This window comes from Dongia mobilis, from assembly GCF_004363235.1.
Taxonomy (GTDB): Bacteria; Pseudomonadota; Alphaproteobacteria; order Dongiales; family Dongiaceae; genus Dongia; species Dongia mobilis.
This window is the reverse complement of sequence record NZ_SNYW01000007.1, coordinates 590,114-611,547: the sequence shown is the minus strand read 5'-3', so window position 1 is coordinate 611,547 and position 21,434 is coordinate 590,114. Positions and strand designations below refer to the sequence as shown.

Annotated in this window: 14 protein-coding genes; 4 read left to right on the top strand and 10 right to left on the bottom strand. The window is 67.7% G+C overall.

Translation table 11 applies throughout. The annotated features are described in order from the left end of the window. Positions 1–77: 77 nt before the first annotated feature. From trxA to tsaE, 6 genes are all read right to left on the bottom strand, one after another. On the bottom strand, positions 78–398 hold the full coding sequence (trxA, locus tag A8950_RS08515) for a thioredoxin TrxA (protein WP_133613192.1): 321 nt from the start codon (positions 396–398) through the stop codon (positions 78–80). Positions 399–533: 135 nt separating this feature from the next. Further along, positions 534–4,127, bottom strand: a complete 3,594-nt coding sequence (addA, locus tag A8950_RS08510; RefSeq protein WP_166645068.1) for a double-strand break repair helicase AddA — start codon at positions 4,125–4,127, stop codon at positions 534–536. After that, entirely contained in the window at positions 4,124–7,198 is a 3,075-nt protein-coding gene (addB, locus tag A8950_RS08505) for a double-strand break repair protein AddB (protein WP_243735568.1), read from the bottom strand. Before addB ends, addA begins: the two co-directional genes overlap by 4 nt. A gap of 31 nt (positions 7,199–7,229) precedes the next feature. Next, positions 7,230–7,967: a nucleotidyltransferase family protein gene (locus A8950_RS08500; protein WP_243735567.1), complete on the bottom strand. Its 738-nt coding sequence runs from the start codon at positions 7,965–7,967 to the stop codon at positions 7,230–7,232. 64 nt (positions 7,968–8,031) lie between these two features. Next, positions 8,032–9,078: an aminoglycoside phosphotransferase family protein gene (locus A8950_RS08495; protein ID WP_133613190.1), complete on the bottom strand. Its 1,047-nt coding sequence runs from the start codon at positions 9,076–9,078 to the stop codon at positions 8,032–8,034. Next, the gene (gene tsaE, locus A8950_RS08490) at positions 9,051–9,530 is read right to left on the bottom strand and encodes a tRNA (adenosine(37)-N6)-threonylcarbamoyltransferase complex ATPase subunit type 1 TsaE (RefSeq protein ID WP_407644229.1); all 480 of its coding nucleotides are present in this window, start codon (positions 9,528–9,530) and stop codon (positions 9,051–9,053) included. The genes A8950_RS08495 and tsaE overlap by 28 nt, the downstream gene beginning before the upstream one ends. Positions 9,531–9,687: 157 nt before the next feature. Here tsaE and A8950_RS08485 point away from each other — a divergent pair, with 157 nt between their 5' ends. The 4 genes from A8950_RS08485 (at position 9,688) to A8950_RS08470 (ending at position 16,127) form a co-directional block, all read left to right on the top strand. After that, positions 9,688–10,701, top strand: a complete 1,014-nt coding sequence (locus A8950_RS08485) for an NAD(P)/FAD-dependent oxidoreductase (protein ID WP_133613188.1) — start codon at positions 9,688–9,690, stop codon at positions 10,699–10,701. Between the two features lie 198 nt (positions 10,702–10,899). Then, entirely contained in the window at positions 10,900–12,168 is a 1,269-nt protein-coding gene (locus tag A8950_RS08480; protein ID WP_133613187.1) for an ATP-binding response regulator, read from the top strand. Between the two features lie 10 nt (positions 12,169–12,178). Beyond that, positions 12,179–15,553 carry a PAS domain S-box protein gene (locus tag A8950_RS08475; RefSeq protein WP_243735581.1) on the top strand — a complete coding sequence of 1,125 codons (3,375 nt, stop codon included), beginning with the start codon at positions 12,179–12,181 and terminating at the stop codon, positions 15,551–15,553. 22 nt (positions 15,554–15,575) lie between these two features. Then, positions 15,576–16,127 (top strand): response regulator, encoded by a 552-nt coding sequence (locus A8950_RS08470; protein WP_133613185.1) that lies wholly within the window; start codon positions 15,576–15,578, stop codon positions 16,125–16,127. A 34-nt stretch (positions 16,128–16,161) separates the two neighbouring features. On the opposite strand, the gene A8950_RS08465 is transcribed toward A8950_RS08470, so the two are convergent. From A8950_RS08465 to A8950_RS08450, 4 genes are all read right to left on the bottom strand, one after another. Next, the gene (locus A8950_RS08465; RefSeq protein ID WP_166645067.1) at positions 16,162–18,585 is read right to left on the bottom strand and encodes a sensor histidine kinase; all 2,424 of its coding nucleotides are present in this window, start codon (positions 18,583–18,585) and stop codon (positions 16,162–16,164) included. Between the two features lie 163 nt (positions 18,586–18,748). Next, complete coding sequence (gene ahcY, locus A8950_RS08460; protein WP_133613183.1) at positions 18,749–20,044, bottom strand: adenosylhomocysteinase; 1,296 nt, start codon at positions 20,042–20,044, stop codon at positions 18,749–18,751. A gap of 148 nt (positions 20,045–20,192) precedes the next feature. Further along, the gene (locus A8950_RS08455; protein WP_133613182.1) at positions 20,193–20,681 is read right to left on the bottom strand and encodes a macro domain-containing protein; all 489 of its coding nucleotides are present in this window, start codon (positions 20,679–20,681) and stop codon (positions 20,193–20,195) included. 68 nt (positions 20,682–20,749) lie between these two features. Then, the gene (locus A8950_RS08450; RefSeq protein WP_243735580.1) at positions 20,750–21,424 is read right to left on the bottom strand and encodes a TIGR02117 family protein; all 675 of its coding nucleotides are present in this window, start codon (positions 21,422–21,424) and stop codon (positions 20,750–20,752) included. Positions 21,425–21,434: the final 10 nt, after the last annotated feature.

Here is a 21,434-nt window from a genome sequence, read left to right as displayed (position 1 = left end):
AGCATGCAATCGCCCAAAAACAGAACCCCGCCGGGCCAGTCCCGGCGGGGTTCATTGGCAGCCCGGTATCGGCGCCGTCAGATGTTCGAATTCACCCATTCGAGCAGCTTGCGCTTCGGCTCGGCCCCGACCTTGGTGGCGGCGACCTGGCCGTCCTTGAACAGCATCAGGGTGGGGACACCGCGGATGCCGTATTTCTTCGGCGTCTGCGCATTGCGGTCGATATCGACCTTCACGATCTTGAGCTTGCCGCCCATTTCCTGGGCGATCTCCTCCAGCACCGGCGCGATCGCCTTGCAGGGGCCGCACCATTCGGCCCAGAAATCCACCAGCACCGGCTCGCTGGATTTGAGGACGTCCGCCTCGAAGCTGGCGTCGCTGACATGGGTCGTGCTCATCCCGTCTTCCTTCCCATTGGACCCGGTCGGCGCGAGAGGCACCTTGACCCGTCCGGTTAGACACATGAAGGGCGCCATGATCCCTGTGATTCCGGCGCCCGATCGCTTCGAATCTATGAAGCCCCCCGCCGAGCGTCAAGGCGCGGGCACACTGCCGGACCCCAGGCCTGCGCCCAGCGCATGACTTTCCAGGAGGTGGCCGGGGATCGGCATGAGGCGCGGCAAGGCGCTCCAGAGCAGGTAGCAATGGATTGTATGATTTGGATAAATTCCCTGGATCGCCGATCGGTACAGAGCCAGCTGCCGGAGATACTGCCGCGAGACCTGCTCAGGCTGCATGGCTGGCGGCCGGTTGCTCTTGAAATCGATGATATGGCAGGTCGATTCCGCGACCACCAGGCGGTCAATCTGGCCGGAGAGGATGTCGCGCCCGCCATCGGCGCGCGGCAGGTCGGCCACGATCGGCACCTCGGCGCGGGATCCCGGCGCAAAGAGGAAGGCGAAGACGGGGTCTTCCAGCACGGCCATGACTTCGGCAACGATCGCGTCCAGCACCTCCGCGCCGGCCATCAGGCCACTCGGCCGGTTGACCTGGTCGAGCCAGCGGCGCGCCGCCCCGCGCCGGATTGCGGGATCGATATCCGGCAGCATCTGGAACAGCTTGTGGATGAGGATGCCGCGCTGGAAGCGGCCGCCATCGGCCGCATTGTCGAGCGGCGAGATGACCGGCGGCTCGGCACCCAATACCGCCTCCAGGGCGGCACTGGGCCGGGTCGGGATGAGCGGACGCGGCGGGTCGGGCTCGGCGGCGGCGGGTGCATGCGCCCAGGGCGCCAGTGGGGTAACGAGATCAAGTGCCAGACCTGCCTTGGTTCCAGCCATCTTCGGCGGGTCCTGCTGCGGATTGGCGAAGCGATGGAACGCCCCTTCCCAGCCCGCTTCCGGCCGCCAGGAATCGGCCGGCGCGGTTTCGACACCCGGCAATGCGCCAAGCGCCGCCGCAACATGATCGTGCCAGCATGGATTGCTCCCGCCCCTGAGGCCGCGCCAGCCGCAGACATAGAGCCGGTCCTCGGCGCGGGTGAGTGCGACGTAGAGCAGGCGGTTCTCCTCCTCCTGTGCGCGCTGGTCGATCGCGGCGCGGGCCGCCGCCGTCGCCGCCACATCCAGCTCCTTGCGCTGGACCCAGGCCGGCAGGCCGGCATCCGCCGCACCCAGCCAGAAGACGCCGCTATGCGCCGGCCGCTGGCGCTGCGCATCGGCCAAGAAGACGATCGGCGCCTGCAGCCCCTTGGCGCCATGCACCGTCATGATGCGCACCTGGCCGCCGCCATCCTCGGTCAGTTCGCGCTTCACCACCGCCTCGCCCGCCTCCAGCCATTGCCGGAAGCCCTGCAATGCGGGATGGTTGTTCGCCTCGAAGGCAAGGGCGAGGTTGAGCAATTCGTCGATCGCCTCGCCGACCTGCAGGCCGAGCCGCTGGAACAGCCTGCGCCGTCCGCCACCGGCCGAGAGCAGATCGGCCAGCAGGCCGTAGGGGGTGAGCGTCTCGGCCCGGACCAGATAGCCGGTAAGGAAATCGCGCGCCGCGGCGAAACGCGCATCGCGCGCGGCGGCAGTTTCCAGCCGGCACCAGAGTGACGACTCGCCACGGGCGACGCAGAGTGCGAAGAGGTCATCCTCGCCGAGGCCGACGAGCGGGCTTTTCAGCAGTGAGGCGAGGTTGAGGTCGTCCTCCGGCAGCAGCAGGAAATCGATCATCGCCACCAGATCGCGCACCGCCAGTTCCGAGAGCAGCGCCAGGCGGTCGATGCCGGAGACCGGCACCTCGCGCGCCTTCAGCGCCTTCACCAGGGTCGGCACGAAGCCGGTGCGCGAGCGCACCAGCACCATGATGTCCCCCGGCGCCACCGGGCGATCCTGCGAGGGCAGCATCTCGCCCCGGCGCAGCATCTCGGCCACATGATCGGCGATCGCGTGGGCCACCCGGGTGGCCGGATCGCCGGGATCGGCATCGATGCTGGGGGCCGCCCAGGGTTCGGGCTGGCTGGCGGCGAGCGGTACGGCGCGCGGCCATAATTCGACCAGGCCCGCCGCGCCGGCTCGCGCCGGGATGTGCCGGCCTTGCGTGCCGGGCGCGATCACGCCGGCGCCAGCGGGACCGGCGAAGACGCGATCGACCAGCTGCAGCACCGCCGGGCTGGAGCGGAACGAGACGATGAGCGGAACGTCCTCGAAGCGGGTCCGGGTGTCGCGCTTGTCATCGGCCGGGCGCAGGCGCTCGCGGAAATGCGCGCGCGCCGCGAGAAAGGCCTGCGGCTCGGCCCCCTGGAAACTGAAAATCGATTGCTTGAAATCGCCGACCGCAAAGATCGAGCGTGCCATCGGGGCAACACCATCGGCGCTGCGTTCGGCGCCGCTGCCGGCGATCAGCTCGTCGGTCAGTGCCTTGATGATCTCCCACTGCACCGGGCTGGTATCCTGGCCTTCGTCGATCAGCACATGATCGATTCCGCCGTCGAGCTTGTAGAGCACCCAGGGAGCGACACCGGGCCGCCGCAGGAGATCGCGCGCCGCCAGGATGAGGTCGTCGAAATCCAGCGCCGCCGTCACCGCCTTCAGCTGCTGGAAACGCCGGTAAAGATCACTCCCGAGGGTCACCAGGGCGACGGAATCGGCCAGGATACCGATGGCGTTGAGCTGCGCGGCAACGCCCAGCAGGCGCTGCCCTTCGCTCTTCATCACCTCCTTGATGCCCGGCATGGCCTTGGCGGCCTTTGCCGTCGCCAGAAACTTGTCGTCCTTGACTGCTCCCTTCTGCGTGATGAAAAGCGAGAAATAGGCGTCGAACCGCGCCACACGCCCGGCAATATCCGCCGCCAGGAATTCAGCCAAGATCCGCGCCCGCTCTGCGTCCGAATCGCTGCCCTGCATCAACGCCTGCATCGCCTGACGCAGGCTGGTGGCATCGCATGCCGCGTCGGCCAGCTGGCGTTCGAGAAAGGCGTCGCGGTCGAGAGCGGGATCGATGCCGAGCAGGCCGGCGAGCGCCCGGCGGTAGGCGGGCAGATCGGCCATGCGCTGCATGAAACCGGCAAAGCGCGCGCGGTCGGCAAGCAGCGCGGTGACGGTCTTGTCGAGGCGCATTTCGCCGCTGCCGGCGACGAGATGGGCAAGTGCGGCCGCCAGATCGGCGTCGCCGCTCGCGCGCGCCGCCTCGAACTGGGCCTCGCGCGCCTGGTTGAGCAGGGCAGCGGCATCGCGCTCTTCGATCAGGCGGAAATGCGGTGCTACGCGCGCCTCCAGCGGGAAGCGCCGCAGCAGCGACTGGCAGAAGGCGTGGATTGTTTCGATGCGCATCCCGCCCGGCGCATCCAGCACGCGGGCAAAGAGGCCGCGCGCCACCACCATGTAGCGAGCCAGACCGGCATTGCCCAGCAGGCGGGTGAGCGCCGACTTGAGCTCGGCATCGGGAATGGCCGCCCATTCCGCCAGCGTGGTGGCGATGCGGTTGGCCATTTCCGCGGCCCCCGCCTTGGTGAAGGTGAGGCAGAGGATTCGTTCGGGTGCCGCCCCCTCCAGCAGCAGGCGCAGCACGCGATCGCGCAGCACCTGGGTCTTGCCGGAGCCGGCCGAGGCCGAAACCCAGGCGGAGACCGCCGGATCGGCGGCGCGGCGCTGCTCGGCGGTCGCCAGTTTGATCGGATCGATCGGCGCGGCGTCGTTCATTCGTCCGCCTCGCTGGCCCATTCGGCGATCCGCGCCAGATGGTCGTAGTCGTTGTAGCGCAGGGCGAAGGCGGCGCGCGGCTGCGCCATATAGGCGGCATCATCCCGCCCGTAGGTGGTGACCAGACCGACGAGGCCGGCATAGGCCTCGGCCGCCAGCTGCATCGGGTCGGCCTCGCCGCCGCGATTGGGAAGCTTCAGCCGCTCGGTCCGGCAGCCCTCGCGGCCGCCCTTCAGATGCCAGTATTCCAGTGCCGCCACGCTGGTCACGGCCGGACCCGGGAAGGCACCGCGCAGTGCCATCGCCGCCTCGAGCGGCAATTGCGAAGCGAAGCCGAGAACGACGTCGGGCGATTTCGGCAGGGCGCCGGTCTTGTAATCGATGAGGACGAGGCTGCCATCCGCCAACCGGTCGAGGCGGTCGGCCTTCGCAGTAAGGGTGAAGGGTGGCGTCACTTCGCCAATCTCGAGGCGGCCGCGCGTCTCGGTGGCGATGGCAGCGATGCCGGCTTCGCGTTCCTTCATCTCGGCCACGAACCATTGCGCCACCTGCAGGAAGCGCGGCCACCAGAAGGCCCAGGCGGTGGGTCGCGCGAGGTGCTCAGCGAAATGCTGCCGGCCAAGATCGATCAGCCGCGCCTCGGCATCCGGCGGCAGCGGCAGGCCGACATCGCCCAGAAAGCGATCGAGAATCTCGTGGAACAGCGAGCCGAGGTCGGCGACACCCGGTTCCTGGTCGAGCGGATCGAGCGCGCGCAGCTTCAGGATGTGCCTGGCATAGAGCGCGTAGGGGTCGCGCATCCAGGTTTCGATCTCGGTGACCGAGAGCCGGCTGGGGCGATAGGCGGCGCCGGGCCGGGGTGCCGGCCGCGCGATCGGCACCGCCGGCGCTTCCGGCCGGTCGAGCCGTGCCTGCCAGCCGCGATAGAGGCTGGGCCCCTCGACCGGTAGGACGATGCCGAGCGCGCGCAGGAAGGCGTCGAGCCGGAGCAGCCAGCGCGACGGCACGCTGGGCTTGCCGCCGACGCGCTGCGCCCGCGTCATGACGACGCGCGGGGCACCCAGCGCCTGCTGGAAGTCATGGGCGGCGAGACCGATCTTGCGTTCGGGTGCCGGCAGGCCGAAGGCGCGGCGCATCGGCCGGCTGAGCCAGGGATCGACCGGCACCTCGCCCGGCCAGATGCCTTCGTTGAGACCGCCGAGGATCATCAAATCGACCTGCTGCAGCCGGGCCTCGAGCGGACCCCAGATGAAGAGCCGGGGATGCAGGCCGTAGCGCGGCCGCACGTCGATCGCCTGTGTCAATTCGGCAAGGAGGGCCGCATAGCTCGCCGCCGGCACGGCATCGAGACCGCGGGCGGCGCGGCGCCATTCGTCGACGAAGCCGGCCAGCGCCTCGCCCGCCTCGCCGCGCCAGAGCGCCGCGGCGCCGCTTTCGCCCGGTCGTTCCGCCAGCGCTTCCGCGCAGTGCAGGTGACGTTCGATCCGCAGATCGATGGGAAGATCGCGTTGCCAGTCGCCGAGCCCATCCAGCGCGGCGGCAAGGCGGTCGATGAAGGCGACGATCGCCTGCCGGGTTTCGTCGGCGCATTCGGCGGCGGCGACGGCCGCGCGCAGCCCGGCCATGCCCGGCCCCGGCCGCACGCCGCGCAGCACGTGCCGCTCGAGGAGCCGCACCAGCGCCTGGCATGCGGCGTGATCGAGGCCAAGCGCCGTCAGCGGGTGCTTCAGGAGGGCCAGCAGCGGCACCGGCGCCAGTTCCTCGGCCAGCGCCGCCGCAATCAGGTTGAAATAGAGGCCAGGCGCCGTCTGACCGAGCGGCGTGCCGGCGGAATCGTCGATGACGATGCCCCAGCGCCCGAGTTCCGCTGCCACGCGCCGGGCGAGGCCGCGATCCGGCGTCACCAGGGCGGCGCGATAGGGTGCCGGCTGCGTCACTGCCTCGCGCAGCAGCAGGGCGATGGTGGCCGCCTCCTCCTGCTCGGTCTGGCAGTCGATCCGCGTTACCTCGGCCCAGGCGAGCTGCGCGCGCCCTTCCGGCTGGCGCAGACCGGCCGCGATCTTCGGCCAGTCATGCGTGGCCGTGGCCGGCAGCAGGGCGGCACTGACAATGGCCGCGCGGCTGGCGGGCGCCGCCCGCGCGGCCGTATCCGGCGGCCGATGCGGCCACAGCCAGACATCGCCCGGCGCGGCAGCGAGGCGCTCCAGCAATTGCGCGAGGCCGAATTGCGGATGCGCTGGATCGGCCGCGATGCCGCTCCAGGTTTCCGCCTCGACGGCGAGATCCAGCCCCGGCAGCACGACCAGCCCCCGCGGCAGGGCGGCGATGGTGGCGATGAGATCGGCGCTGGCGGGAATCGAGCCGGTACTGCCGGCGGCGATCACCATGTCGGCGGGCGGCCGTTCGCGCCACAGCCGGGCCTGACGGGCCAGCAGCAGGTTGCGCCGCCGGGCGGGATCAGTGGCCCCCTCCTCGACCAGGATCGCCGGCCAGTGGTCGAGCAGGATGCGCAGGAATTCGAGGGTCAGTTGCCAGTGCTCGGCCAGGTTTCCTTCGAGCGGGCCGACGGCCTCGATCGCCGCGAAATCCAGCCGTTCGGTCTCGACCTGGTCGAGCAGGCGGGCAAGCTCGCCGGCGAGGCGCACCGCCTGCTCGAGCGGCATGACCGTGCCGAGGCTCCTTTCCGCCGCGCGCCGCACCGGCCCGGCCAGCAGCATCTGCCGCCGCAGGGGCGAGATCGCCGGCGGCAACTCGTCCGCCAGCGCGTCGCCGAGGGCGAGATCGAGCGCCAGCCCCTGCAGGCCGATCTCGCTCTCGTCGAGATCGCCGAGCGGCATCAGGCGCGGCAGCATCAGCGGCCGGCCAAGGCCGAACTCGCCGGCGGCACCGAAGCGCAGGAAAGCTTCCTGCATGGCGCGGCAGGCGCGCCGGTTGGGCAGCAGCACGGTAACGCGGGCGAGCGCCAGGGGATCGGCCGCATGTTCGACGAGGAGGCCGTGCGCCAGCGCATCGACGAAGCTGGTGCCGGTCGGAATGCTGCAGATGCGCGAGGGTCGGTCGAACAGAGTCAAGAGGGGCTCCCCATGTCGCGGGAAGCTTGGCCTAGAATCTGATGCCGTGAAAGCTCAAATGCCGCTCGACCTCGGCGAGATGCTGCGGGGTCGAGACGTGATACCACTCGCCGTCATGGCGCAGGCCATAGAGCCGGTCTTGCTCGATGGCGCGGTCCCAGAGAAGGTTGGTCGAGAACTTGCCCTGCGGCGCATCGCGGAACAGACGCGGATGGCAGATCTGGATGCCGGCATAGAGAAAGGGCGCCACCTGCCACTCGCGGCGGCGGCGCACGCGGCCCTCCTGGTCGAGGGTGAAATCGCCGATGCCGTCATAGCCCACCGCCGTCACGGTCGGCTGCAGCAGGAGCAGCGCGTCCATCCGGGCATCGTCCCAGGCGGCGGCAAGGCGATGCAGGGCATCGGTCTTGCCGTTGAGCCAGATGATCTTGGCATTGACCGTGAAGAAGGGATCGTCACCGAGAAGCGGCAGGGCCTGCACGATGCCGCCGCCGGTCTCGAGGATTTCCGTCTCCTCGGAATAGAGGATCTCGAGATCGGCGCGGTCCTTGAGATGCGCCCGGATCTGCTCGCCGAGGTGATGCAGGTTGATGACGACGCGCTTCACACCGGCATCCCGCAAACGGTTGAGCACGACATCCAGCATCGGCACACCCAGCACCGGCACCAGCGCCTTCGGCAGCGAATCGGTGATGGGCCGCAGCCGGGTGGCAAGCCCCGCCGCCATGACCATGGCGGTGTGCGGGACGGTGAAGGATGGTTTGCTCAAGCGGGGAATTCCTTGTCGATCATCACGCGGTCGATCATTGGGCGGTCGATCATCAGGCGGTCGATCATTGGGCGGCGATGGCGCCGCGCTCGCCGGGCGGCAGGTGGCGCGCATACCAGGCGGCGACCGGTGCCATGGCGGGATGCGCGATGTCATGGGCGATCAGTTCCCAGACGCGCGGCATGAAGCGCTGGTACCACTCCTTGCCGTCGCGCTTCAGCAGGCGCGCGAAGGTGCCGGCGATGCGGGTGTTGCGCTGGCCGCCGATGACGGCGTAGGCGGCCATGAACCTCTCCCGCGCGATTGCCGGATTGGCGGCGAGGTAGCGGTCGATCATGCGCCCCATCAGATCCCAGGGCAGGTTGCGGCGCACGTCTTCCAGCAGCGAGACGAGGTCGAAGGTGATCGGCGCCAGCACGGCATCCTGGAAGTCGAGCAGGCCGCAGGCCTCGATCCCCTTGCGCTCCTTCAGCACCAGCAGGTTGTCGACGTGGAAATCGAAGAGGGCGATGCTCTGCGGCACATCGAGGCGCCGTGGCAGGACCTCGCGCCAGGCGGCGACGAACTCGGCACGCACGGCCTCCGGCGCAGGCGCCCCGAAATGGGCCGGCCAGTACCAGTCGAGCAGCAGTTGCACCTCGCGCAAGGCCCGCGCCTCGTCGAAGACCGGCAGCGAATCCAGTTCGACCGGCGGCATCCGGTCGTGCAGCGCGATGAGCGTGTCGGTGGCGAGCGCATAGAGGGCCTCCGCATCGCCGCCGGCATCGAGCTCGCGCGTATAGGTGCGGTCGCCGAGATCCTCCAGCAGCAGGAAGCCGGCCTCGGTATCGGCGGCATAGATCTCCGGTGCGCTGAAGCCGAGATCCTTCAGCAGGCGGCCGATGCGGAGGAAGGGGCGCACATCCTCCATCGGCGGCGGCGCGTCCATCAGCACGCGCGTGCGGCCGTCGAGCGTGAGGCGGTCGTAATGGCGGAACGAGGCGTCGCCCGCCAGCAGCCTGATCTCGGCCTTGCCCCAGCCGGCATCGGCCAGGAAGCGGTCGCGCCGGGCCGCGCGCTCGGAAGCGTTCGGGGTGATCTGGTTCATGCCTGCCTCGCTGCTGTCGCCCATGCCTGTTCGATCCCGGCCAGCCGTTCCCGCCAGTCGCCCGCGCCGGCGAGCAGCAGACGGCGCGACTCGGGACCCACGCCCGGCGCCAGAGTCACGTCGAGGCGGTTGCTTGGCAAGAGCGACCCCAGTCGTTCCGGCCACTCGATTAGCGAGATGCCCGCGGCAAAGGCTTCCTCGATGCCAAGCTCCCAGGCTTCGTCGGCCCGCTTCAGGCGATAGAGGTCGAAATGCCAGATCTCGCCCCGCGCCGAGGGATAGGTCTGCACCAGGGTGAAGGTGGGGCTCGGCACAGCCTCCTCCGCGGGTGCCAGGGCGGCGATAAACCCGCGCGCGAATGTGGTCTTGCCGGCGCCGAGATCGCCATGGAGGGCAATCACGTCGCCGGTCCGGACAAGCTGCGCCAGCAGGGCGGCGGCCCGCCGCGTGGCGGCCTCGTCTGCAAGCGTTATCACGGCGATGGAAGATCCCGGAACTGGCGTCATGGCGCCGGTTTGTAGCCCCCTTGCGACGCCGCCGCAATGCGCATTGTCAGCATGGATTTGCCACGAAAATACATTGTGCTAAAGGAGGCCCGGCCGGGTTTTCGGGCAGTCACTTCGGGAGGATCGCATGAGCGGCATTCAGCAGACGGACGTGGTCATTATCGGCGCCGGACCGGTGGGCCTCTTCGCCGTGTTCGAATGCGGCATGCTGAAAATGCGCTGTCATGTGGTGGACGCGCTGGAATCGACCGGCGGCCAATGCGTCGCCATGTATCCGGAAAAGCCGATCTACGACATTCCGGGCTATCCCGCGATCGATGCCGCCGATCTCATCCGGAAGCTCGAGGAACAGGCAGCCCCCTTCCATCCGGTCTATCACCTTGGCCAGCAGGTCGACAAACTGACTCCCAATGGCGAGCGCTGGCTGGTGGAAACCAGCACGGGGACAAGGATCGACGCCCGCGCCGTCATCATCGCCGCCGGCTGCGGCGCCTTCGGCCCGAACCGGCCGCCGCTGGAGCGCCTGGCCGAATTCGAGGGCCGAAGCGTCTTTTATCTCGTCAAGCGGCGCGAGGATTTCCGCGGCAAGCGCGTGGTCATCGCGGGGGGCGGCGATTCCGCCCTCGACTGGACCATCTCGCTCGCCGAACTGGCCGAGAAGATCTATGTCATCCACCGCCGCCCGAAATTCCGCGGCGCGCCGGAATCGGTCGCCCGCATGGAGGCACTCGCCAAGACCGACAAGGTGGAACTGGTGGTGCCCTATCAGCTGCACTCGCTGGAAGGCGAGAACGGCCAGCTTTCGGCCGTCAACGTCGCCACGCTGGAAGGTGAGATCCGGCGCCTCGAGGCCGACATGCTGCTGCCCTTCTTCGGCCTCGCGATGGATCTGGGGCCGATCGCCAAATGGGGCCTCAACCTGTCGCACAGCCATATCGCGGTCGACCAAAGGAATTGCGCCACCAATACGCCGGGCATCTTCGCGGTGGGCGACATCGCCACCTATCCCGGCAAGCTGAAGCTGATCCTGTGCGGGTTCTCGGAAGCCGCCATGGCGGCCCATGCCGCCCACCCGCTGGTGCATCCGGGCGAGGCCCTGCATTTCGAATATTCCACCTCGAAGGGCGTGCCGGGGAGCTGAAATACAACTGATACCGGCCATTGATGCGGTGATCCGGCGCTCCTGCGGCCGGTTACCGCAGGATTTTCTTCGGTGACAGCCGCCCCCTCGATCCCGCCATTGGCGCAAACGTTTAGTTTGCGTTAACGAACTTTTGCCATCGTAACGGCGGGAGGTCGCCAGCGACCTAGGAAAACAATCAGAGGATTGGACGCGATCTTGAGCGCGGCACTCCAAGACAACTCTGACGCCCGGGACGTCTTTGCCGCCGAACCCGCGGGCGGCAGCGCCGAACCATGGCAGATCCTGATCGTCGACGACGACCAGGACGTTCATCTCTCGACCGAATTCGCCCTCGGCGCCGAACGCATCAACGGGCGCGGGCTCAGTTTCCTGCACGCCTATTCCGCGGCCGAAGCGCAGCGCATGCTGGCAGCACCCAACGAGACGGCCGTCATCCTGCTGGATGTGGTGATGGAGACCGACGATGCCGGCCTGCAGCTGGTGCGCTTCATCCGCGACCAGCTGGGCCTCAGCGTGCCGCGCATCATCCTGCGCACCGGCCATCCGGGCTATGCGCCCGAACGCGACGTCATCCGCGACTACGACATCGACGACTATCGCACCAAGTCGGAGCTCTCCCGCGCCCGGCTGTTCACCTCGGTCGCCACCGCGATCAGGGCCTATGACCGGTTGCGCCAGCTGCAGGAGGCCAACAACCGCCTCGAGGCGATGACGCGCGACCTCGAGATCCTCAATGTCGACTATCTCGAACAGCGCGAGGCGGCGATGGCCGCCGCGCATGCCAAGTCGCGCTTTCTCGCCAATGTCAGCCACGAGCTGCGCACCCCGCTCAATGCCATCATCGGCTTCAGCGAATTGTCGCTGCGCGCCCTCGACAACGGCGAAAAGGTGCCGCCCGCCTATCTCCAGGACGTTCTCGATGCCGGCCGCCGCCTGGCCGCCCTGGTCGATGACATCCTCGAATTCAGCCAGCTCGATTCCCGCCGCCGCCGCCTGGTCTGGGAGCCGACCGACCTCAAGGAATTGCTGGAGTACCAGTGCGAGCTATACACGAACGAAGCGGCCCGCCTTGGCATAACCCTGGTGCTGCATGAGGGCGCGGAGGCGCGCAGCTGCGAACTGGACCGCAGCGCGCTCAGCAAGGTACTCGGCCATGTCATCGCCAACGCGCTGCGCTACTCGCCCAAGGGCGCCAGCGTCGACATTTCCTGGCGCGTCCTGGAGGCCCAGCTGCATATCGAGATCGGCGATCGCGGCCCCGGCGTGCCCGGCGCGATCAAGAGCAATCTCGACCAGCCCTTCTCGATCGGCCAGGAGGTCCTGACCAAGGATGCGAGCGGGCTCGGCCTCGGCCTTACCATCTGCCGGCATCTGATGACGATGATGGGCGGCCGCATCGCCATCGCCGATCGCGAGGGCGGCGGCACGACCGTGTCGGTCATCCTTCCCAGTCAATCGGCCTGACGTGACGCAGATGCGCGCGGCGGATCAGAGCGAGGCCCCCACGGCGCCGCAGGTCTCGGCAGAGACCGTCTCGTTCTTCGGCGAATTGTCGCGGCATCCCGCCGTCCAGGAAGGCGACATCGACACCATCGCCGAGTTCGTGGTCCATCGCGCGGCACAACTGGCGCGCATGGATTTCGTCAGCATCTGGATGTTCGATGCCGAGAGCGCCTCCCTGCGCAGTATCGTGCGCCTGGAAACGCGAACCATGCGCCATTGCCCGCCCGTCGGCATTCCCGCCGCGCAGATGGCGGGGGAGTTCGCGGCCTTGCGCGAGGCGTCGCTGCTCGCCTCCGCGAACGCGCTCGACGATCCGCGGCTGGCCGACATCCGCGATTCCTATCTCGGCCCGAATGGCATCACCTCGATGCTGGACCACGTCATTCGCGCCTCCGGCGAGGATGTCGGCTTGTTCAGCATGGAACGCTGCGGGGACAAATCACCCTGGCTGGAGCCGGAGATGGCCCTGGCGCGCGGCATCTGCAGCTATCTGGCGTTGACCTATGTCAACCAGCAGCGCCGCAAATCGGAAGGCGCCCTGCGGCTGTCCGAGGCGAGGCTGCGCCTGCTGACCGACAACCTGCCGGGTGCTGTCTACCAGCGCCAGCCCGGCGCGACCGGCAAGATCAGCTTTCTCTCCTCCGGAATCGAGATCCTGACCGGTCACCCGCCGGGTACCCTGCTCGGCCCGGCCGCCCCGCCCTGGGACGATTTCATTCATCCCGACGACCGGGAGGCGGTCAAGGCAACCCTGAACCTGGCCGGGGACGGTGCGGAATACAGCCTCGACTATCGCCTGCGCCGCGCCGATGGGGGCGAGGTCTGGGTGCAGGATCGCGGGCGCGCCACGCTCGGCGCCGACGGCAGCCGCCGGCTCGACGGCGTGCTGCTGAACATCACCGAGCAGCGCCTGGCGGAGAAAGCCGCCAGGGCGACCGCGTCGCTGCAGGCGGCGATCCTCAACAATACCGCCTATGCGGTGATCGCCACCGACGCCAAGGGCACCATCACCTTTTTCAACCGCGCCGCCGAGGAAATGCTGGGCTACGGCAGCGCCGAGATGGTCGGCATCCAGACGCCGCTTGCCTTCCACGACCTGGCGCAGGTACAGGCGCGGATCGCGAGCGCCAAGGAAAGGCTGGGCCGCGAGATCCTCTACCCGTTCGAGATCTTCACGCTGGACGCCGTCAGCGGCCAGCAGAACGAAAGCAACTGGATCTATGTGCGCAAGGACGGGCGCAAGCTGACCGTGCGCCTGTCCGTCACGGCCATCCGCGACGGAGCGGGCGAGATCGAGGGCTTCCTCGGCATCGCCGCCGACGTCTCCGAGCAGACCCAGCTGGCAAAGCGCCTGCGCCAGTCGGAGGAGATCGCCGCGCGGGTGCTGCTGCAATCGCCCGACGTCATCCTCATTACCTCGCTGAAGGACGGCCGCATCCTCGAGGCCAACCCGCGCTTCCGCGAGATCACCGGGATCGAGCGCGAGGAGGCGATCGGCCACAGCACCGTCGAGCTCGGCATCTGGGCTGACGTGCGCGAGCGCGAGGCGATGATCGCGGCCATTCGCCAGAGCGGCGAGGTTTCCTCCCTGCCGATCCGGGTCAACCGGCGCAGTGGCGGCGTGCGCCACTGCATGATGTGGGCCCGCTCCTTTACCTATGACGGGGCGCCCGCCCTTCTCTCGGTGGTGCACGACGTGACCGATCTGCGCCTCGCCTCGCAGGCGGTCGAGGAATCACAGCGCATGCTGCGCACGGTGCTTGACGCATTGCCCTCCCATGTCTTCTGGAAGGGGCCCGATTCGCGCTATCTCGGCTGCAATCGGCGCTTTGCCCTCGACAACGGTCTGAACGACCCAGCCGAGATCGTCGGCCTGATCGAGTACGATCTGCTGACCAGCCGCAGTCCGGCCCAATTGGCAGAAGCCGAGAGCGTGCTGGAATCCGACCGACAGATTATCGCCAGCGGTTTGCCGAGCCCGGAGCGAACCAGCCTATTCGTCATGCCGGACGGCAGCCAGCACTGGATGCATGTCATGAAGATGCCCTTGCGCGACAGCGAAGGGAAGATCACCGGCATCCTCGGCCTGCAGCATGACGTAACCGAGCAGAGGGAATCGCACGAAAAGCTTCGTGCCAGCGAGGAAAAGCTGCGCTCGCTGTTCGAGCACAGCCCGCTCGGCGTCACCCTGTCGCGCATCGACGGAAGCTTCGTCGAGGCGAACGACGCCTTCCTGCGCATCATCGGTTATGACCGCGCCGCCTTGCCCACCCTCTCCTACCAGGCGATCTCGGCGCCGGAATATGCGCGGTCGGACCAGGTACATGCCGATATCCTGGCCCAGACCGGCCGCTATGGCCCCTATGAGAAGGAATACATCCGCAAGGACGGCAGCCGGATCTCGGTCAGCCTGAACGGCTCCATGGTGACCGATGCGGACGGCGAACAATATGTCTGGTCGACAATCGAGGACATCACCCTGCGGCGCGCCAGTGAGGACGCGCAGCGTCGCCTCAAGGAGGATCTCGAGCGCCTGGTCGCCGAGCGCACGGCGGAACTGAAATCGGCGATGGAAGGCCTGATGCGGGCCGAGCGCCTCGCCTCGCTGGGCAGCCTCGTCGCCGGCGTCGCCCACGAGATCAGCACGCCGGTCGGCAATGCCAGCCTCGCCACCTCTACAATGAGCGGCAGCATCGCCGATTTCGAGGGCCTGATGGACGGCAAGCTGACGCGGACGGCACTTGAGGCCTTTGTCAGGCAGATCAGGCTCGGTACCGAGATCGCCAACCGCAACATCGAGCGCGTCGCCGGCCTGATCCAGAGTTTCAAGCAGGTGGCGGTCGACCAGACCAGCGCCCAGCGCCGCAGCTTCCACCTGACCGAGATCGTCGACGAGATCGCCACCACGATGCATCCCAGCCTGAAGCGCAGCAAGGTCCACCTCGAGGCTGCCATACCCGGCGACATCGTGCTCGATTCCTATCCGGGTCCGCTCGGGCAGGTGCTCACCAATCTCATCAACAACTGCCTGGTCCACGCCTTTGCCGGCGGTCGCGCAGGTGTCATCCGCCTGAGCGCCGTCCCACGGGCGCCCGCCTCGGTTTCGCTTGCCGTCGCCGATGACGGTATCGGCATTCCGGCCGCCGTGCGCGGCCGCATATTCGACCCCTTCTACACATCGAAGCTGGGCCAGGGTGGCAGCGGCCTCGGCCTGCATATCGTCCACAACATTACGACGGATATCCTGGGCGGCGATATTGCGGTCGCCAGCGAGGAAGGCGCCGGCACGACCTTCACCGTCACGATCCCGCTGGTCGCCCCGCAGGCGAGACAGGTCGACTCATGAATCAACCGGAGCAGAGGAAGCCATGACCACCTCACCGGACAGAACGCAGCAGGCGATGGATACGCCGGCGCAATGGATGGTGCTTTGCCTCAGTGCCCTGTCGCACGGCGACGACCCGCTGTTCGCCGAGGAATCGGCCGAGGAATGCAGTGCGGCCAACCAGCGCCCCTGGAACATCCTGCTGGTCGACGATGACGAGGAAGTCCACCACGCGATGGACCTGGCGCTCGGCAACGCCGTCATTCACGGCCGGGCGCTCAGGATCGAGCATTGCCACTCGGCATCTGCCGCGCATGAAATGCTGGCGGCCGAAAGCCCCAGGGTCGATCTGGTGCTGCTCGATGTCGTGATGGAGACGGAAGATGCCGGGCTCGGCCTGCTCGACGAGATTCGCACCCAACCGGCAACCCGCGACCTGCCGGTCCTGCTGCATACCGGACAGCCGGGCCGGGCGCCGGAAAGCGCCGTACGCCGGCGCTACGACATCAGCGGCTATCTGACCAAGTCGAATGTCACGCGGCCGATCCTGGTGACGGCGCTGGAATCGGCGCTGCTCGGGCGCAAACTGCCCTGACGGCACCGGCCGCCGGAATCGGCGTTCGCAAGCCTCAGGGCGCGTCGGCCGAAATCGGCAGGGCACAGACGATGCGCCGACCCTGCGGCGTGCTTTCGGTGTCCATATGGCCGCCATGCATCTCGACCAGAGTGCGGGCCAGCGCGATGCCGAGACCGCGCGTGGAGGATCGGGCCTGCGCGGAATCCGATTCCGGACCGATGTCGAGGCCGAAATCGTCCGGCGCGCCGCGCACCGCGACGCTGACCGCCAGCTGGTCGGCCGCACGCTCCGCCGCAACCACGACCGAGCGGCCGGCGGGTGCGGCGCCGATGGCGGCGGAAAGCAGGTTGCCGAGCGCCTGCTTGAGGCGTTGCGGGTCGGCGCGAATGACCCCGATATCGGCCGGCACCTCCATCACCAGGTCGATGTTGCGGCTGCGCGCGCGCTGCTGGAACAGGCGCGAGATCGATTCCGTCATCTGCCGGATGTCGACCAGCGCCGGTTCCAGCTGGATATAGCCGGCCTCGATCGCCGCCACGTCGATGACGTCGCCGATCATCAGGATGAGGTTCTGCGCCGAATCGAGGATCGCCGAGGCGTATTCCAGCTGGCGCTCGTTCATCTCGCCGAAATACTGCCGGGCCAGCAGCTCGGCATAGCCGATGATGGCATTCAAGGGCGTGCGGAACTCGTAGGAGACATTGGCGATGAATTCCGACTTCAGCCGGTCGGCCGCCATCAGCGCCTCGTTGCGCTCGGTCAGTGCGCGCTCCATGTTGATGCTGTCGGTGACGTCGGTGTACTTGAAGAGGCGCCCGCCATCGGCCAGGGGAATGGCGGCGATGTCGATGATCTTGCCGTCGATCCGTTCCAGCCGCACGTTCTTGAGGGCGCGGTCGGCAACTTCGGTGATGATGCGCTGGCGCAGTTCCTGCCAGTTCGCCCGGCTTTCGAAATAGGGTTTCACCGCATCGGCGATCTGCGCCACATGCGGCTCGGACGCCAGGATCTCGGGCGACAGGTTCCACAGCTGCTCGAAGGCCGGGTTGTGCAGCTTCAGCCGGCCGTCGCTGCCGAAGACCGCGATGCCTTCATAGAGGTGGTCGATGGTCTCCTTCTGCACCTCGATCAGCGTGTTGTAGTTGCGCTCCAGCGTCAGGTTGTCGGTCACGTCCTCGAAGGTCAGGATGACGCCGCCGAAGGGATGCGGCGCCGCCATCATGCGATAGGTGGCACCGCTCGGCATGTGCATCAGTTCCTCGAACGGCTCGATCACCGACATCACATGCCGGGTCCATTCGTGCTTGAAGGATCGGAAATCGGCCTGTTCCGGAATCTGCCGCCGCTCGCGCAGCTTGTCGAGGAACTGGTCGACCGTCGGCTCCTGACGCAGGAACGGCGCGTCGAGATTGAACAGCTCGCGAAAGGCGCCGTTGAAGAACTTCACCCGCCGGTCGGGCCCGAAGATGACGATGCCGGTAGAGAGCGCCTGCAGCACGTCGTCATGGGCGGCGATGTGGCGGCTGAGCTCGGCATGGCTTTCCTCGAGCTGGGTCTGGTCGAGGGCGAAGCCGATCACCGTGCCGTCCGGCAGCGGCACCTCGGTGAGATCGTAGAGCCTGCGCTGGCCCTTGACGATCAGCTGCTGGCTTTCCGATTGCGGCAGGCCGACGCGCTGGGCGCGCTTGGCCAAAGCCTTGGCGGCGGCGTTTATCTCGCGCCGCTCGCCGATGATGCGCTCCGGGGCCATGTCGAAGATCTGGGCGAAGGCGGGATTGCACCAGGCAATGGCGAGATCCGCCTGCCGGCGCCAGACCGGATAGGGCAGCTGGTCGAGGAGCTGTGCGAGCGAGGCGGCGACCTTGCGGGCATGGGCGCTGGCCGCCTCCACCGGCGCCAGGATGTCGTCGATCTCGGTCAGCCAGATGTGGCGCGACTGGTCGGTGGCGACGCGACCGACCCAGCGCAGCCGCGGATAGCCGGCGGCCGGCTTGGGCATCAGCACGAAATGCGTTCCCTCGCGGTCGAGCGCCGCGAGATTGGCCGCGAACATTTCCCGATCATCGCCATGGATCCCGTCGGCGAGCGCCGCCACGGCCATGCTCTCTTCCGGCAGGCCGAGCGCGAGGCGGGTCTTGTCGTCGGCGATGGCTGCGGCGCCGGGTTGCCAGTGAATGTGGCCGGTGGGCGCCGTCGCCCAATGCTGCAGCGCCCGGTCCAGACGCTGCTCGACCGATTCGCGGCGGCGCCGTTCTTCCGCCAGTTCGGCGGCGAGGTGTCGCTGGCGGCCGGCGCAGCGCCAGACCAGCCAGAAGGCGCCGGCGGCGATTGCAGCGGCCGCCGCCGCGGCCCACCACCCGGCATGCCCCGGCATGGCCGCCGCCTGTTGCGCCAGCGCGGGCGACGGCGCCAGCGCGCCGATCGCGCCCAGCGCGGTGCGCAGCCCCGGCCTCGCCGGCCGCCGCCGAGGCGCCATCCGGCCCGGTTCTGTCCTCACCGGTTCCCCTGCCATCGGGTGTTCGCGTTCCCCCATGAGGAAACAATCTACGTTTCGCCTTACCGCCTGACAAGCGAGCGGCAAAGGAAAGGGGCGCCGCAGCCCTTCCGCCGCGGCGCCCCCAGCCGATTTGATCGCAGGATCAGTAGCGGTAATGTTCCGGCTTGAACGGACCCTGCGGCGTGATGCCGAGATAGGCCGCCTGCTTGTCGGAGAGCTTGGTCAGCCTGGCGCCGACCTTGGCCAGATGCAGCGCCGCCACCTTCTCGTCGAGATGCTTGGGCAGAACATAGACCTCGTTCTTGTAGGCCTTGTGGTTGTTCCACAGTTCGATCTGGGCCAGCACCTGGTTGGTGAAGCTGGCCGACATGACGAAGCTGGGATGGCCGGTGGCGCAGCCCAGATTGACGAGGCGGCCTTCGGCCAGCACCAGGATGCGGCGACCGGTCGGGAACTCGACCTCGTCCACCTGCGGCTTCACATTGTGCCATTTGAAATTGCGCAGGCCGGCGATCTGGATCTCGCTGTCGAAATGGCCGATGTTGCAGACGATGGCGCGGTCCTTCATCTCGCGCATATGGTCGACGGTGATGACGTCGACGCAGCCCGTGGCGGTGACGAAGATGTCGCCGCGGGTGGCGGCGTCTTCCATCGTGGTGACCTCGTAGCCTTCCATCGCCGCCTGCAGCGCGCAGATGGGATCCGCCTCGGTCACCAGCACGCGGCAGCCGGCATGGCGCAGGCTTTCCGCCGAGCCCTTGCCGACATCGCCGAAACCGGCGACTACCGCGACCTTGCCGGCCATCATCACGTCGGTGGCGCGACGGATGGCGTCGACCAGGCTTTCGCGGCAGCCATACTTGTTGTCGAATTTCGACTTGGTGACGCTGTCGTTGACGTTGATCGCCGGCACCTTCAGCGAGCCGTCCTTCTGCATCTGGTAGAGGCGGTGAACGCCGGTCGTGGTCTCTTCCGAGATGCCCTTGATGTCCTTGAGCAGGTCCGGATGCTTGTCGTGCAGCAGGATGGTGAGGTCGCCGCCGTCATCCAGCACCATGTTGGGCACCCAGCCATTGGGGCCGCGCACGGTCTGCTCGATGCACCACCAGAATTCTTCCTCGTTCATGCCCTTCCAGGCAAAGACCGGGATGTTCTTGGCGGCGATGGCGGCCGCCGCGTGGTCCTGTGTCGAGAAGATGTTGCAGGAGGACCAGCGCACTTCGGCGCCCAGTGCCACCAGCGTCTCGATGAGGACCGCGGTCTGGATGGTCATGTGCAGGCAGCCGGCGATGCGCGCACCCTTGAGGGGCTGCTGCTTGCCGAATTCCTCGCGCAGCGCCATGAGGCCCGGCATTTCGGTCTCGGCGATGGCGATCTCCTTGCGGCCCCATTCGGCGAGGCTCATATCCTTGACTTTGAAATCCTGGGCGGCAGCCATTCTCGTTCTCCAATGCGCGTGGAACAGATGAGATAAGGAAATTTTTATGTGCCGCCGTATAGCAGGGTGGCGCAGACGTGGCAAGGCCGGCCTGAGGAACCCAGGCCGGCCTCGGAATTCTGGCCTAATCGCAAGCGGTTAGGCGCGTTCAGGCAGCCTCCAGGGCCGCCGTCCCCTTGTGGTAGACGGCATAGACATAGACCGGGATATCAAGCGCGCCCAGATGCTTCTCGACCAGCGGCTTGACCTCGTCCCAGTCGAGGGCGCCGACGCCGGTGGCGAGACGCGGCAGGGCCAGGCTCTTCACCCCCTCTGCGCGGACGAATTTGGCGAGCGCCTTCAGTGCCGCGCCGACATATTCCGGTGTCGCCTTGCCCGGCTTGCCGCCCTGGCCATAGGCCGCTTCCTGGGTCAGCAGGCTGACGACCAGGCGGTTGTCCGCTCCCTTCCAGGCGAAGATCTCGCCGGCCTCGGGGTGCGATTGCTGGCAATGGTGGCGGAAATCCTTGACCATGGCCGGCCAGTTTTCGCGCAGGGCCAGCGCCAGGCCGGAATTGAAGTGATCCCCCGGCGCCACCCCATGGGCGATGGCATCGGCCTGGCTCATCAGGATGTCGCCGCTCACATACTTGATCATGTCCTGCTCCCGTTGCGTCCGTGATGGGGTCAGCCTAGAGCGGCAGCGGCGCACGGCCTTGACGCAGATCAACCGGGCGCGTCCTGCGACAAACGGTCCATGACCTGGAAGGAAAAAGGCGACCAGAGCCCCGTCGGCGCACCGGCCTGGTGCAGGGCGTCGGCCGACCAGATGTTGCAGGTGCGGAACAGGGAATAGCGACCGACCGCCGCATAGAAGGCGTCGTTGGGGCCATAACCGGGGAGGTCGACGCGCCGCGCCGCGCCGCCCAGTGTCGCATCGATGAAGGCGAAGAGCCGTTCCCGCCCGGCGGCGTCGGCGACCAGGGCCCGGCACCCGGCCGCGCCGGCGGGATTGCCGTGATAGCTGACATGGAGGACGCTCTCGTCCAGCCAGAACAGCGCCTTGAGGATTGGCCACGGGCGCATGTCGCGCCAATGCGGCGTGGTGGCAAAGAAGTCCCGCGCGCCCCAGCCGAAGCCGATATGGCTGGCACCGGCGACATCGCCGGCGAAATCGGCCGGCGGAAAGAACGACCGCCAGTCGCGACCGCCACCCACCACCGGCAGCAGGATGTCGACATGCACGCCGTTGTCGCAGGCGAAATAGCGAAAGTCGTCGATCCCGTGCGGCAGTGCCCGGCGCGGAATCATGGTCAACACAAAAGCGGCGAAGAGATAGGCGAGGCAGAGGCCGAGCAGCGTCGCCAGCAGCATTGCCAGGCCACGCCGCAGGACGCGCATCCCGCTCACA

Excerpts from the sequence above, each read along its gene's own strand:
- trxA (WP_133613192.1), bottom strand. The coding sequence starts at position 398 with ATGAGCACGACCCATGTCAGCGACGCCAGCTTCGAGGCGGACGTCCTC.
- addA (WP_166645068.1), bottom strand. The coding sequence starts at position 4,127 with ATGAACGACGCCGCGCCGATCGATCCGATCAAACTGGCGACCGCCGAG.
- A8950_RS08495 (WP_133613190.1), bottom strand. The coding sequence starts at position 9,078 with ATGGGCGACAGCAGCGAGGCAGGCATGAACCAGATCACCCCGAACGCT.
- A8950_RS08485 (WP_133613188.1), top strand. The coding sequence starts at position 9,688 with ATGAGCGGCATTCAGCAGACGGACGTGGTCATTATCGGCGCCGGACCG.
- A8950_RS08475 (WP_243735581.1), top strand. The coding sequence starts at position 12,179 with ATGCGCGCGGCGGATCAGAGCGAGGCCCCCACGGCGCCGCAGGTCTCG.
- A8950_RS08470 (WP_133613185.1), top strand. The coding sequence starts at position 15,576 with ATGACCACCTCACCGGACAGAACGCAGCAGGCGATGGATACGCCGGCG.
- A8950_RS08465 (WP_166645067.1), bottom strand. The coding sequence starts at position 18,585 with ATGGCGCCTCGGCGGCGGCCGGCGAGGCCGGGGCTGCGCACCGCGCTG.
- ahcY (WP_133613183.1), bottom strand. The coding sequence starts at position 20,044 with ATGGCTGCCGCCCAGGATTTCAAAGTCAAGGATATGAGCCTCGCCGAA.
- A8950_RS08455 (WP_133613182.1), bottom strand. The coding sequence starts at position 20,681 with ATGATCAAGTATGTGAGCGGCGACATCCTGATGAGCCAGGCCGATGCC.
- A8950_RS08450 (WP_243735580.1), bottom strand. The coding sequence starts at position 21,424 with ATGCGCGTCCTGCGGCGTGGCCTGGCAATGCTGCTGGCGACGCTGCTC.